At 63.3% G+C, this 13913-nt stretch carries 14 protein-coding genes; 6 read left to right on the forward strand and 8 right to left on the reverse strand.

Annotation, left to right across the window (positions count from 1 at the left end; genetic code table 11):
• Window positions 1-125: 125 nt before the first annotated feature.
• On the reverse strand, window positions 126-1325 hold the full coding sequence (locus BJG93_RS05135) for an amino acid aminotransferase (RefSeq protein WP_027197257.1): 1200 nt from the start codon (window positions 1323-1325) through the stop codon (window positions 126-128).
• A gap of 364 nt (window positions 1326-1689) precedes the next feature.
• Here BJG93_RS05135 and uvrB point away from each other — a divergent pair, with 364 nt between their 5' ends.
• The 5 genes from uvrB (at window position 1690) to BJG93_RS05160 (ending at window position 7472) form a co-directional block, all read left to right on the forward strand.
• A complete protein-coding gene (uvrB, locus tag BJG93_RS05140) occupies window positions 1690-3783 on the forward strand; it encodes an excinuclease ABC subunit UvrB (protein WP_027197258.1) in 2094 nt (697 codons plus the stop codon).
• Between the two features lie 345 nt (window positions 3784-4128).
• A complete protein-coding gene (locus BJG93_RS05145; protein ID WP_027197259.1) occupies window positions 4129-4677 on the forward strand; it encodes an iron transporter in 549 nt (182 codons plus the stop codon).
• 112 nt (window positions 4678-4789) lie between these two features.
• Window positions 4790-5122 (forward strand): cupredoxin domain-containing protein, encoded by a 333-nt coding sequence (locus BJG93_RS05150; protein ID WP_027197260.1) that lies wholly within the window; start codon window positions 4790-4792, stop codon window positions 5120-5122.
• A 98-nt stretch (window positions 5123-5220) separates the two neighbouring features.
• Window positions 5221-6066, forward strand: coding sequence for an FTR1 family iron permease (locus BJG93_RS05155; protein WP_027197261.1), 846 nt, complete (start codon window positions 5221-5223; stop codon window positions 6064-6066).
• Entirely contained in the window at window positions 6063-7472 is a 1410-nt protein-coding gene (locus tag BJG93_RS05160) for a 4Fe-4S binding protein (RefSeq protein ID WP_027197262.1), read from the forward strand. Before BJG93_RS05155 ends, BJG93_RS05160 begins: the two co-directional genes overlap by 4 nt.
• 288 nt (window positions 7473-7760) lie before the next feature.
• Here the strand turns inward: BJG93_RS05160 and hemP are convergent, their stop codons facing one another.
• The 4 genes from hemP to BJG93_RS05180 all read right to left on the reverse strand — a co-directional run bounded on the left by hemP (window position 7761) and on the right by BJG93_RS05180 (window position 10254).
• Window positions 7761-8021, reverse strand: coding sequence for a hemin uptake protein HemP (hemP, locus tag BJG93_RS05165; RefSeq protein ID WP_027197263.1), 261 nt, complete (start codon window positions 8019-8021; stop codon window positions 7761-7763).
• Window positions 8022-8204: 183 nt separating this feature from the next.
• Window positions 8205-8690 (reverse strand): SRPBCC family protein, encoded by a 486-nt coding sequence (locus BJG93_RS05170; RefSeq protein ID WP_027197264.1) that lies wholly within the window; start codon window positions 8688-8690, stop codon window positions 8205-8207.
• Window positions 8691-8773: 83 nt separating this feature from the next.
• Window positions 8774-9172 (reverse strand): OsmC family protein, encoded by a 399-nt coding sequence (locus BJG93_RS05175; RefSeq protein ID WP_027197265.1) that lies wholly within the window; start codon window positions 9170-9172, stop codon window positions 8774-8776.
• A gap of 203 nt (window positions 9173-9375) precedes the next feature.
• Window positions 9376-10254, reverse strand: coding sequence for a pirin family protein (locus BJG93_RS05180; RefSeq protein WP_027197266.1), 879 nt, complete (start codon window positions 10252-10254; stop codon window positions 9376-9378).
• 123 nt (window positions 10255-10377) lie between these two features.
• On the opposite strand from BJG93_RS05180, the gene BJG93_RS05185 reads away from it, so the two are divergent.
• Entirely contained in the window at window positions 10378-11385 is a 1008-nt protein-coding gene (locus tag BJG93_RS05185) for a LysR family transcriptional regulator (protein WP_027197267.1), read from the forward strand.
• A 432-nt stretch (window positions 11386-11817) separates the two neighbouring features.
• On the opposite strand, the gene BJG93_RS05190 is transcribed toward BJG93_RS05185, so the two are convergent.
• From BJG93_RS05190 to BJG93_RS05200, 3 genes are read right to left on the reverse strand one after another with little or no spacing between them, the layout of a single operon-like run.
• Complete coding sequence (locus BJG93_RS05190; protein WP_027197268.1) at window positions 11818-12237, reverse strand: ExbD/TolR family protein; 420 nt, start codon at window positions 12235-12237, stop codon at window positions 11818-11820.
• 16 nt (window positions 12238-12253) lie between these two features.
• On the reverse strand, window positions 12254-12985 hold the full coding sequence (locus BJG93_RS05195; protein ID WP_027197269.1) for a MotA/TolQ/ExbB proton channel family protein: 732 nt from the start codon (window positions 12983-12985) through the stop codon (window positions 12254-12256).
• Window positions 12986-13012: 27 nt separating this feature from the next.
• On the reverse strand, window positions 13013-13747 hold the full coding sequence (locus BJG93_RS05200) for an energy transducer TonB (RefSeq protein ID WP_027197270.1): 735 nt from the start codon (window positions 13745-13747) through the stop codon (window positions 13013-13015).
• Window positions 13748-13913 lie beyond the last annotated feature (166 nt).

Below are 13913 nucleotides of genomic sequence, written 5' to 3' on the forward strand. Positions count from 1 at the left end.
CGCCCAAGCCGAACAGTCAGGAAACGAAAAAACGGCGCCCTCTTCTGAAAAGGGCGCCGTTTTTATAGGCTGTGGCAGCGGCGAATCTGCTGCACTGGCGCGGCAAACCCCCGCCGTGAGCCGCCTTACTTCAGCACGTGAGCAATCGCGTTCGCGACGACGTCGAGGTTGCGCGTATTGAGCGCAGCCACGCAGATGCGGCCCGTGCTGACCGCGTAGATACCGAATTCTTCGCGCAGGCGGTCCACTTGCGGTGCCGTCAACCCTGAGTACGAGAACATGCCGCGCTGCGCATTCACGAAGCTGAAGTCGCGATCGACGCCGCTTGCCTTCAGACGCTCGACGAGACCGTTGCGCATCGCGCGGATGCGCTCGCGCATCTCGCCCAGTTCGATTTCCCACGTCGCGCGCAATTCCGGCGACGCAAGCACGGCCGCGACCACCGAGCCGCCGTGCGTCGGCGGGTTCGAGTAGTTGGTGCGGATCACGCGCTTGAGTTGCGACAGCACGCGCGCCGCTTCTTCCTTGCTCGCGGTGATGATCGACAGTGCGCCGACGCGCTCGCCGTACAGCGAGAACGACTTGGAGAACGACGACGACACGAACACGTTCAGTTCCTGCGCCGCAAACAGACGCACGGCTGCCGCGTCCGCTTCGATGTTGTCGCCGAAGCCCTGGTAGGCGATATCGAGGAACGGCACGAGGTTGCGCGCCTTGACGAGCTCGACCACCTGCTTCCACTGCTCGACGCTCAGGTCGACGCCGGTCGGGTTGTGGCAGCACGCGTGCAGCACGACGATCGTACCCGCCGGGTAGCTGTTCAGCGCGCTTAGCATGCCGTCGAAGTTCACGCCGTGCGTTTGCGCGTCATAGTACGGATACGATTCCACGACGAAGCCTGCGCCTTCGAACAGCGCGCGATGGTTTTCCCAGCTCGGGTCGCTGATCGCGACCTTGCTGCCCGGATTCACGCGCTTCAGGAAGTCCGCGCCGATCTTCAGCGCACCCGTGCCGCCCAGCGCCTGCGCCGTGACGACGCGGCCGGCCGCGATCAGCGGCGAGTCGTTGCCGAGCAGCAGCTTTTGCACGGCGGCGTCGTAAGCGGCGATACCTTCGATCGGCAGATAACCGCGCGGCAGCGCGGCTTCGACGCGGGCCTTTTCCGCATCGCGCACGGCGCGCAGCAGCGGAATCTTGCCTTCTTCATTGAAGTACACGCCAACGCCGAGGTTGACCTTGGTGGCGCGCGCATCGGCATTGAAAGCTTCGTTCAGGCCCAGAATCGGGTCGCGGGGAGCAAGTTCGACGGCGGAGAACAGAGACATGATGGGTGGCAGGAGTAGTGAAAAGAGGGCGGCTTCGCGCGCGAGCGGCCTCGTCTGGAGCGTCGGCGGCGTTTCGGGCGTGTGGCGTGAGTTCGACGACACGCGAAACGCGGGGACGGCCTATGGACAGCGGCGAGCCAGCGCAACTTCGCATTGTAACGAATCCGGACGCTATTTTCGGACCACGACACGGGCACAAGGCAATTATTTGCTTGAAAAACAGGCACTGGGGAGTCATGTGGCAGTGAGGCGTTCCAGCGGGCTTGGCCGGGGCGAAGGCGCGAGCCGGACGCAATTGCACTCCATCTTCGCTTTCCCCAACCCGTTAGAATGATTCTTTGCCCAAGGCCCGGTGCCGCCCCTCATGTCCGAACACCATCTGACCGAAGCCGACGATACGCTCGATGAATCAAAATTCGTCACGTTCGAAGGTTCGCCGTTCAAGCTCTACCAGCCATATCCGCCCGCCGGCGACCAGCCCACGGCCATCGACACGCTCGTCGAAGGCGTCGGGGACGGCCTCGCGTTCCAGACGCTGCTCGGCGTGACCGGCTCCGGCAAGACCTTCACGATGGCCAACACGATCGCGCGGCTCGGCCGCCCGGCGATCGTGTTCGCGCCGAACAAGACGCTTGCCGCGCAGCTGTATTCGGAGTTCCGGGAATTCTTCCCGCGTAACGCGGTCGAGTACTTCGTCTCGTACTACGACTACTACCAGCCGGAAGCCTATGTACCGCAGCGCGATCTGTTCATCGAAAAAGACTCGTCGATCAACGAGCATATCGAGCAGATGCGGCTGTCGGCGACCAAGAGCCTGATGGAGCGACGCGACGTGGTGATCGTCGCGACGGTGTCGGCGATTTACGGTATCGGCAATCCGTCCGAATACCACAAGATGATCCTGACGCTGCGCACCGGCGACCGGCTCGGCCAGCGCGACGTCATCGCGCGGCTGATCGCGATGCAGTACAGCCGCAACGAAGCCGATTTCCAGCGCGGCTCGTTCCGCGTGCGTGGCGACACGATCGATATCTTCCCGGCCGAGCACGCCGAAATGGCGGTGCGTGTCGAGCTGTTCGACGACGAAGTCGAGACGCTGCAGTTATTCGATCCGCTCACCGGCCGCGTGCGGCAGAAAATTCCGCGCTTTACCGTCTATCCGTCTTCGCACTACGTGACGCCGCGCGATACCGTGCTGCGCGCCGTCGAAACGATCAAGGCCGAGCTGCGCGAGCGCCTCGAGTTCTTCTATAGCCAGGGCAAGCTCGTCGAGGCCCAGCGGCTCGAGCAGCGCACCCGCTTCGACCTCGAAATGCTGCAGGAGCTCGGTTTCTGCAAAGGCATCGAGAACTATTCGCGGCACTTTTCGGGCGCGGCGCCGGGCGAGCCGCCGCCGACGCTCGTCGATTACCTGCCGCCCGACGCGATCATGATGCTCGACGAATCGCACGTGCTGATCGGCCAGCTGAACGGCATGTACAACGGCGACCGCGCGCGCAAGGAAAACCTCGTCGACTACGGTTTCCGGCTGCCGTCGGCGCTCGACAACCGGCCGCTCAAGTTCAACGAGTTCGAGCGCAAGATGCGCCAGGTCGTGTTCGTGTCGGCGACGCCCGCCGATTACGAGAAGAGGACCGCGGGGCAGGTCGCCGAACAGCTGGTGCGTCCGACCGGCCTCGTCGACCCTGAAATCGAGGTGCGGCCGGCGCGCAGCCAGGTCGACGATGTGCTTGGCGAAATCAACGAGCGCATCAAGGCCGGCGAGCGCGTGCTGGTCACGACGCTGACCAAGCGGATGGCCGAACAGCTCACCGAGTTTCTGGCCGACCACGGCATCAAGGTGCGCTATCTCCACAGCGATATCGACACAGTGGAGCGCGTCGAGATCATCCGCGATCTGCGTCTCGGCGCGTTCGACGTGCTGGTCGGGATCAACCTGCTGCGCGAGGGGCTCGATATTCCCGAGGTGTCGCTCGTCGCGATCCTCGACGCGGACAAGGAAGGCTTCCTGCGCGCTGAGCGTTCGCTGATCCAGACCATCGGCCGGGCGGCGCGCAACGTGAACGGCAAGGCGATTCTGTACGGGGACAACATCACGGACTCGATGCGTCGCGCGATCGACGAAACCGAGCGGCGCCGCGCCAAGCAGATCGCGTTCAACGCCGCGCACGGCATTACCCCGCGCGGCGTCGTGAAACGGATTCGCGACATCATCGACGGCGTGTACAACGTCGACGAAGCCCGCGCGGAGTTGAAGGAACAGCAGGCTCGCGCGAAATTCGAGGACATGTCCGAGAAGCAACTCGCCAAGGAAATCAAGCGCCTCGAAAAGCAGATGATGGAGCACGCTAAGAATCTCGAATTCGAGAAGGCCGCGCAGACTCGCGACCAACTGGCGCTGCTGCGTCAGCGCGTATTCGGCGCGAACGTCGGCGACCATGTGTCGGGCGTCGAATAACCGGCGCATCCCTCCACTGGTTTTGTCCATCAGGAAAGGCCGCGGCCGTTCGCCGCGGTTTTTTTCGTTTATGCCGGCGCTCACGCTCCCGCTCGGCCGTCGGCGCGGCCACCCTTGGCCGTCACGACATCCTGTCCGTGTTTCGCCGGCCGCGCGCAGTTTTCTTAAGCGGGCCTTAAGACCCTCATCGCATATCGCTTAGCGTGCCGGCAGGTTTGTTCTGCTCAGCGATCGATGATAAACTCCACCAATATTGAGAATCGTTCGCATTTAAATTTACACTTCGCTTGCGAACGCAGCGTCCCAATGACACCGATTCCAGTCAGATAAGAACAAGGAGTTTTGATGCGGATTTCTTCCTTTGTGCATGGCGGCGTCGCAGTGGCAACCGCTGTCGTGGCGCTGTCGGCCACGGCCGCCGAATATCCGATCGGTAAGCAGCAAATCCAGGGCGGGATGGAAATCGGCGCGGTTTATCTGCAGCCGATCACCATGGAACCCGAAGGCATGATGCGTAAAGCATCGGATTCGGACATCCACCTCGAGTCGGACATCCACGCGGTCAAGAACAATCCGACCGGTTTCGCCGAAGGCGACTGGATGCCGTATCTGCAGGTGCACTACGAACTGACGAAGGCCGGCTCGAACCAGCCGTTGAAGGGCGACCTGATGCCGATGGTCGCGAACGACGGTCCGCACTACGGCGACAACGTCAAGCTGCAAGGCCCGGGCAAGTATCACCTGAAGCTGATCGTCGAACCGCCGATGCAGACGGGCCATATGGCGTTCGGTCGCCACGTCGACAAGGAAACCGGCGTGGGTCCGTGGTTCAAGCCGATTACGCTCGAATATGACTTCACCTTCGCCGGCATCGGCAAGAAGGGCGGTTACTGATCGGCGCGCGGTGCCAGCGCGGTTGATCAACGTATCCATGAATGCAGCAGGCGGCGCGCGGACGTTCGGTGTCATACCTAGAGTCGGTGCGTCGCGTTTTCCGGAAAGGCCAATGGGAATCAACCGAAAGATCGCGATGCTTGCCGCCACGTTTTGCCTGGCGGCCACGGCTCATGCAGTCGACCTGCCGACCTTTAAGCTAGAAATGAACGACGGCAAGCTGAACCCGGCCCGCATCGAAGTGCCAGCCGGCCAGCGTATCAAGATCGAAGTGCGTAACACCGGCAAGGGCGCGGCCGAATTCGAAAGCGTGCAGTTGCGCAAAGAGAAGGTTTTGGCGCCGGGCGCTGATTCGTTCGTCGTCATTGCTCCGCTGGAGCCCGGTGAATACAAGTTTTTCGACGACTTTCACCAGCAGGCGCAGGGCGTGATCGTCGCGAAGTAAGCAGTGGTTCGATCGGCCGCGAGCGCCGCGGGATGCGGGCGCTGTCGGTCGCGCGAGGCAACGGCAGCAGGCGGTAGAAGGATCGAAGGAGAGCTTGAATGGGTCAGATTCTGTTCATCGTGTGGCGGGAAAGTGTCGAGGCGCTGCTGGTCGTCGGCATCCTGTATGCGTGGTTGAAAAACGGCGACGACGACACGCGCCGCGGTTTGCCGTACCTGTGGGGCGGCGTGGCGGCCGGCTTGATCGCCGCGGTGGCGCTGGGCGCGGCGCTGGTCGGCTTCACCGAGGAGCTCTCCGGTGACGCGCAGGATTACTTCCAGACCGCGATGGTGCTGGTCGCCTGCGCGCTGATCGTGCAGATGGTGCTGTGGATGAAGCAACACGGCCGTACGCTGAAGCGCGACATGGAACAGTCGCTGCAGAAGAGCCAGCGCGATTCCAACTGGTGGGGCGTCGCGGTGCTGGTCGCGCTGGCGATCGCGCGCGAAGGCAGCGAAACGGTGATCTTCCTGTACGGCCTCGGCTTCGGCCAGTCGGGGCACGTGGACGGCAGCCAGATGCTCGCTGTGGCGATCGGTCTCGCGCTCGCGTTCCTGACCTTCTACGTGTTGCAGCTGGGCGGCAAGATCGTCTCGTGGCGGCTCTTCTTCCGCGTCACCGAAATCATGTTGCTGTTCCTCGGCGCGGGTCTGTTCCAGACCGGCGTCGACAAGCTGATCGACAAGGAAATCCTGCCGACGCTGGTCGACCAGCTGTGGAATTCGTCGGCGATCCTCGATGACTCGAGCACCTTCGGTTCGCTCGTCGCGACGCTGACCGGGTATCGCGCGCATCCGGCGCTGATGAATCTGCTTGCCTATGGCGTGTACTGGGCGGTCGTTTATCTGCTCGTGCGCCGCGCTAGCCGCAAGCCCGCACGGCAGGCGGCAGGGCGCGCGGCATGAGCGCCGCGATGGCCCCCCGGCCGGGCCGCCTGGCGGCGGCCGGCCAGTGGATGCAGCGCCACGGCGCGGTGATCCGTGGCATCCAATGGATCGTGGTCGCGGTGTACGCGTTCCTGATCATCGTGCCCGCGCTGATGCCGCTGCCGGACGACACCGCGCATCTGTGGAACAACCTGACGCTCGCGGCGCAGTTCGTGTTTTGGGGTATCTGGTGGCCGTTCGTGTTGCTGTCGATGGTGATGCTCGGCCGCGTCTGGTGCGGCGTGCTGTGTCCGGAGGGCGCGCTCGCCGAGTTCGCGAGCAAATTCGGCCGCGGCCGCGCGATTCCACACTGGATGCGCTGGGGCGGCTGGCCCTTCGTCGCGTTCGGCATCACCACGATCTACGGGCAGATGGTGAGCGTCTACCAGTATCCGAAAGCGGTGTTGCTGGTGCTAGGCGGCTCGACTTTCGCGGCGATCGTCATCGGTCTGCTGTACGGACGCGAGAAGCGCGTCTGGTGCAAATACCTGTGCCCCGTCAACGGGGTATTTTCGCTTCTGTCGCGCCTCGCGCCGTTTCACTACAAGGTCGACGAAGACGCCTGGCGTCGCTCGTACAAGAACGGCGAGCAGGGGCATCGCGTGATTCCGATCAACTGCGCGCCGCTCGTGCCATTGCGCAACATGAAGGGCGCGGCGGACTGCCATATGTGTGGCCGTTGCAGCGGACACCGTGATGCGATCGCGCTGACGTGGCGCAAGCCGTCGACGGAAGTCGTGCAGTTGGGCGACCGGAACGCGAACCCGTGGGACACCGCGCTGATCCTGTACGGCCTGCTCGGTATCGCGATCGGCGCGTTCCACTGGACCGCCTCGCGCTGGTTCATCGACCTGAAGATGTTCGCCGCGACATGGCTCGTCGATCACGACATCACGTGGCCCCTCGACACCAACGCACCGTGGTTCCTGTTCACGCATTACCCGGACCAGAACGACGTGTTCTCGTGGCTCGACGGCTCGCTGCTGATCGGCTACATCCTGTCGACGGCGCTCGTCTACGGCACCGCGCTGTTGCTGTTGCTTACGGGCGCGACGCGCATGCTCGGACGTTTTAGCTCGACGCGGCTGCATCATCTGACCCAGGGGCTGATTCCGATCGCGGGCGCGGGCGTGTTCCTCGGTTTGTCGGCGACGACGCTGTCGCTGCTGCGCGCTGAGCATGTGTCGCTGTGGTGGGCGTCGGATCTGCGCATCGCGATTCTCGTGATTGCGAGCGCGTGGAGCGCATGGCTCGCGTGGCTCGTCACGCGCCGGTATAGCGAGCGCTTCGTGCCGCGCGCGCTGGCGATGTTGTGGTTCGTCGCGGCGCTGGCGGTCGTCAATAGCGCATGGTGGCTGATGTTCTGGGGCTGGGCGTCGAAGTAAATCTGTAGCCGCTGTTTGGCGCGAACGTAGGCGCACGCACAAAGAGAAAAGCCGTGGGATGGTGACATCCCACGGCTTTCTCATTTTTACCTTTAGCTATGTGCGCCGTCGCGCGCATCCGCTTTCGAGTGAGAACCAAAAAAACGGCCTGGCTTGCTGCGACGGCTGGCTTGGTGTCTGCACGAAGGGGTCTAGTTCTCGCGTGCAAGCCGTCGTGGCTGGCTAATGCCTAACACCTCTCTGGGAGGTGGTCCCCACAATACCCGGTACTTACCTCGTGTTGTGTTGCTACTTCGTCAAGATCAGCTTGCCGAGGCGAGTTGCACGCAGTTGATACGTCTCGCCGTTGTGCACGATGCTGATGTGACTATGGCCTTGCAGCAGCGCGTCGCTGCGCACGACGCGCTCCGACGTCTCCTCCTGGCCGGTGGTGCGCTGCGCAGCGGGTTTCGTCGCGGCTGCTGCCGTCGTCGACGCTTTCGGTCGGCTGCTTAACGCAGCCGCTGAGCGGCGCAGGCTGAGCGTGGAGGAGCGAGTCATATCGGTCATTCGTTTTAGCTCGGTCGTTGATTCGATGGAGCCATTCTAAATGATAACTATTCCTATTTACAAGGCGCCGAAATTGATCGGATTCCACTTTTGATAGCTGAATGAAAGAACGGCGGCCATAACGCTCGGGGCCATCCCGAACGTGACCCCGCGACAGCGCGGGCGTGGTGCCCGCGCGGCATGTCAGTGCAACGGTCCCGGTTCCTGTTTGGCCGCGACGTACTGGCGGATCAGCCGCACCGTGTCGATATCGTTCTCGCGATACGCCGACTTGACGATCTCCTGCGTTTGCACCGCGTCCTGATCGGTCGTCGAGACGGGTAGCGTGGTCGCGTATTCGAAGCGCAGGAACAGCTGCAGCTCGTCGGGCTGCTCGATCGTCATCGTCAGCGAGCCGCCGACGTACTCGGCGGTCGGAAGGATGTCGTAGCGCACTCTGTCGCTTGCCTCCAACGTGACGCGATCGCGCACGGTGGCCTGGCCGTAGTGCAGTTCGCGCTCGAGCACATTGCCGTCGCGCGACAGGATCGTGCAGCTGTCGAGACCCATCACGAACAGCTGCGGCTGCTCGGCGCGCAGCACCAGCCCTTCCCAAAGCTGTTCGCGCGTCATCGATTCGACGAAGGGATTCAACGGATCGTTGATCTGAATGAGGTGTTCGAAATTCAAGACGACTGCGTCCTATGAAAATGTTGCAATACCCATGGTCCGAGTGGTCGGCGACCGGCTGACTTTCGCTTGCCTGCGGCGTGTCAAGCGACGGCGAGCGCGGAGCGGATCGAAATCGTGTGCGTCAGAATCTTGTGCAACGGGCACGCATTGGCAATTTGCAAAAGCCGTTCCCGCTGTTCGTCGGACAGATCGCCGTCGAGCATGATCTGACGGTCGATGGTCGAGCCCGCGTCGCCGGTTTGCATCGACAGTTTGACGCGTACGCTCGCTAGCGGCCAGGCTTTGCGCTGCGCGTACATCTTCAGCGTGATCGACGTGCATGCGCCGAGGCTCGACAGCAGCAGTGATACGGGCGTCGGACCGCGATCGCCGCCGCCAAGCGATTCCGGTTCGTCGGCGAGCCATGTGTGCTTACCGTCGTCGAACACGACCTGGAAATTCGTCGAGCCGATGTGGGCGGTGACGGTGGACTCTGCCATGCGCGCTCCTGGGCGAGGATCAAATAGCGTCGCGCGCCGCGGACTGTTGCAATCGACGCGGGCCGCGCGACATGAGCCGTTATTGTGAACGAATTTGACGGCGTTCGCGCCCCGGGGCGGGCGATTTGGCGGCGCCAGAGTCGCTGTCGGCGCGCTTCGACTCGGCCGACGGGCGGGAATGACGCGCGGTGCGCGCCAGGCGGTCAATGCGTGATCGCGCCCATCCGTCCCGCCTGATAGTCGACCACCGCTTGACGGATTTCATCCTCGGTATTCATTACGAACGGGCCGTAGCGCACTACCGGCTCCTTCAGCGGCACGCCGCCGAGCAGCAGCACTTCCAGGGGCTCGTCACCAGCCGTGAGCGTCACCGTATCGCCGTCGTCGGCGAAAACCACCATCGTGCGCGCGTCGATGTCGGCGCTCCCGTCGCCTTCCCCATACACGCCTTTGCCGGACAGACCGTAGGCGAACACGCGATAGTCAGCCGGCACCGGCTGGCGGATCGTCGCGCCCGGCTGCAACGAGAAATGCTGATACAGGATCGGCGTATGGGTTTCGATCGCGGCCTTCACGCCGAGCGCTTCGCCCGCGATGACCTTCACGCGCACCTTGCCGTCTTCGGACGTCGCGACCGGAATGCGCGTCGACGGGATCTCCTGATAGCGCGGCGCGATCATCTTGTCGCGACGCGGCAGGTTCACCCAGACTTGCAGCCCGTGCACGCGGCCGCCGGTGCGTGCGAATGCCGGGTCCGGCATTTCGCTATGCACGACGCCCGCGCCCGCGGTCATCCATTGCACGTCGCCGGCGCGCAGCGTGCCGGAATGGCCGGCCGAATCCTTGTGGCCGAACTGGCCCTCGAGCACGTAGGTGACCGTCTCGAAGCCGCGATGCGGATGATCGGGCGCGCCCTTGGCCTCGCCCGGCGCATAGTCGACTGGACCCATTTCGTCGAGCAGCAGGAATGGATCGAAGTCCATCAACAGACGCGTCGGAAACGGTCGGTGAACGATAAATCCGCCGCCTTCCACCGTGCGAACCGATGGGAACGTGCGTTCGATTGTGCGTGACGTGGTCATCGATATCACCTCGAAAAAATGGGGAATAGCGTCATTTCTGAAACATGGGGCTATTATAGGGACCGTTTTTCGCGGTGCCAGCCGGTCCCAAGCAATGGATTGTTCTATTCATGGAACGATGAGATGAAGATCGATTCACACAATCTGAACGACCTCATGTACTTTTCGCAGGTCGTGGAACATGGCGGATTTTCCGCCGCCGAGCGGGTGCTGGGCATCTCGAAGTCGCGGCTATCGCGTCGGCTCACGGAGCTGGAGGCGTCGCTCGGGGTGCGGCTGTTGCAGCGCTCTACGCGCAAGCTGGCGCTGACCGAAGCGGGGCAACTGTTCTATCAGCACTGTCAGGCGATGCTCAGCGAAGCGCAGGCGGCGGTCAACGTCGTGCAGCAACTGCGCTCGTCGCCGCGCGGCACGGTGCGCGTCAGCGTGCCGGTCACGATCTCGCAGACGATTCTGTCGACGATCCTGCCGGAATTCATGCACCGCTATCCGGAGGTGCGCGTCGTGATGCGGGTGACGAATCGCGTGGTCGATCTGTTCGAGGATTCGATCGATGTCGCGTTGCGCGTGCGCTCCGACCCGCCGGAGAGCGCGAACATCGTCGTGCGGCCGCTGTGGCGCACCGAACAGATGCTGGTCGGTGCGCCGAGCCTGTTGCAGCAGAATGCGCCTCCGCTGACGCCGGCCGATCTGAACCGCTTCGAAACACTCGACGTGCCGACGAGCGACGGCCGCCACGTGTACAACCTGATCTCGCCCGATGGCACGCGCCATGCGCACGAGCACGAGCCGCGCCTCGTAACCGCCGATCTGATGACCATCCGCGAGGCGGTGCTCGCCGGGGTCGGCATCGCCGCATTGCCCGAGATGATGTATGGCGCCGCTTTGAGAGCGGGACAGTTGTCGCCCGTGATGCCGGACTGGACCTTTCCGACGCCGCAGTTATATGCGGTGTTCGTATCGCGTCAGGGTATGGTGCCGGCCGTGCGTGCGTTCGTCGATTATCTGGTCGAGATGCTCGATCCGGACGAGGGCAAGCACATCATGGGCGAGTGTCCGGTGCACGATAAAAAACCGGCGGCGCGGGGATCGGTTGCTGCGGCGTCTGCCGTTGCGTCGGCGGCGGTTTGATAACGCGCCCGTGGCAACGCAAGGCCGCAGGCTGCGCTCCGGGGCCGCGATTGCACGGCGTATCGTTTTTAGCATTTAAGCGTGGCCTGTCATCATTACTTTCAATGGCCGTTTGCTTGAATGCGCTCGCGCGCGGACCTATAGTGAAATCCCTTTCGCTAAGGAGCGTCCTATGCGAAAACTCATGGCCGCTATCATAGCGGGCCTGATAGGGCTGACCGCGTTGTCCGTGTCGACCACGGCCCTCGCATGCGGTGACAGAAGCTATCAGTCTTCGGCCGATGGCAAATGATTCCGCCGCCCGAATGCGCCGAGCGCGCACCAAAAAAGGCCTTCATCCGACGATGAAGGCCTTTTACTTATGTTCGCCGTCGCCGCTGCAAGAATTCCTTCGCGTGGACGCGCGTCCTGCCTTAGGTGTCGCGCTACCGGTTACTTTGCCTTGGGCTGCGTAACGAAACCGATCTTCGTGAGTCCGCCAGCCTGCGCAGCCGACATCACCTGCGCGACCTTCTCGTACGGCACCTTGCGATCCGCATCGAGATGCAGCTCCGGCTGCGGGCTTGCCTGCGCGGCCGTGGCGATCTTCGCGGCGAGCGCCGCATCGTCGACCTTGGTGCTGTCCCACAGCACGTTGCCGTCCGCGTCGATCGACACCGTCACCTGCGCGGGCTTCGTATCTTCCTTCTGACTGCTCGCGTGCGGCAGGTCGATCTTGACTGCGTGACGGATCACCGGAATCGTCACCATGAAGACGATCAGCAAAACCAGCATCACGTCGACCAGCGGCGTCATGTTGATCTCGTTCATCAGGCCGTCGTCATCTTCTCCGGCGAAAGGGCTCATTGCCATTGGAATGCCTCGTCGATCAGTTGGCGCGGGCCGCGAGACGCAGGCCGTCGCCGCGTTTGGACGACGACAGGCGCGCGCCCGTCACGAAGAACGCATGCAGGCCGTGGGCGAAGCGGGCGAGCTTCGCGACGATCGCCTTGTTCGCGCGCGTGAGCGCGTTGTAGCCGAGCACCGCCGGAATCGCGACGAACAGACCGAACGCGGTCATGATCAGCGCTTCGCCGACCGGGCCCGCCACCTGGTCTATCGACGACTGGCCGCTTGCGCCGATCGCGAGCAACGCGTGATAGATGCCCCACACGGTGCCGAACAGGCCGACGAACGGCGCGGTGCTCCCGATCGACGCGAGAATCGCGAGACCGCTCTGCATGCGCGCGACGCTTTCGTCCATCGTGTCCTTCAGGCAGCGCGTGATCCAGTCCGACACGTCCATGCGGTCATGCAGATGCGGCTGCGTTTGGTGATGATGGTCGGCCGCTTCCTGTCCCGAAAGCGCGAGCGCGAGGAACGGATTGTCGTGCGGCGTCGAGGCGCCGCCGCCGAGCTTTTTCACGCCGTCGGCGAGGTCGTCGGAATGCCAGAACGCCTGCTCGGCGTTCCTCGTCAGCCGCTTCAGGCGCATCACGTTCCAGCCTTTGACGACGATCACGCTCCACGACATCACCGACATGATCAACAGCGCGAGCGCGATACCGCGCGTCACGAAATCCCCTTGCGCCCACACGTGCGCCAATCCGTAGTTTTGCATTGCAATTCCTTGTTTTTGAAAGCTGCTTCAGTCGGTCAGGCCGAAGTTGAAAGGCTGGGTGTACGCGGCCCTGACAGGCTCGCCGTTCTCGAGATACGGCTTGCAGGCGCTCGCACGCACGGCGGCGACGGCCGCGTCGTCGAGCCGGCTGAAGCCGCTGCTTTTCTTCAACTCGATGTCTTCAAGCTTGCCGGTCAGGCCGACCACGAAATGGACGTACGCAGTGCCTGTCTCGCCGCGGCGCCGCGACAACGTGGGGTAGTCCGGATGGGCAACATTGCAATCGAGATGCGACACGTTCTTCGGCGCGCTGATTTCGAGAGTCGGCTTGCCGATCGCGGGCGCTGCCGCGGCGGGCGGTGTGGCCGGTGTGGCCGGTGCGGCGGGTGCCGGCGGCGTCGGCTCGGGCGCCGCAACCGGCGTCGGCGACGGCGCTGTGGCCTGCGGCAACGGAGTGGGGGTCGGCTTGGGCGTCGGAGCCGGCTTCGGTTGGACTTTCGGCTTCGAATAAACGGGCGGTGTCGGCCGCGGCGGCGGCGGTGCGATCGATTGCAGCGCGACCGGCGCGGCTGGCAGCAGCTCGGCGGTCATCACGTGCGATTCGAGCGCGACCTGCACCGGCTCGTGGCGCAGCGTCATGATCACGGCGAGCAGCGCGATGTGAACCGCGGTGACCACGGCAGTGGCCGTCAGCGCGCGGGAATTCGGTCGGATGAACGACGCCAGCGGGGCGCCGGTGGTAACGGAATGCGGAGCCTGCATGGTCAGTATGGCAGCGCACCGGGCGGGCGGCGCGTCAAACAGGGCATCGTCATGTTCGGAAAATCAGCAGCGAAATGAACAAAGTCATCACGAAACCAATCAGCAATTCCATCTCGAGCTCCTTCGAAGCGGTGAGCGGGTAGCTGGCTGGTACGAATACTGGCTC

It is taken from the genome of Paraburkholderia sprentiae WSM5005, from assembly GCF_001865575.2.
GTDB classification, from domain to species: domain Bacteria; phylum Pseudomonadota; class Gammaproteobacteria; order Burkholderiales; family Burkholderiaceae; genus Paraburkholderia; species Paraburkholderia sprentiae.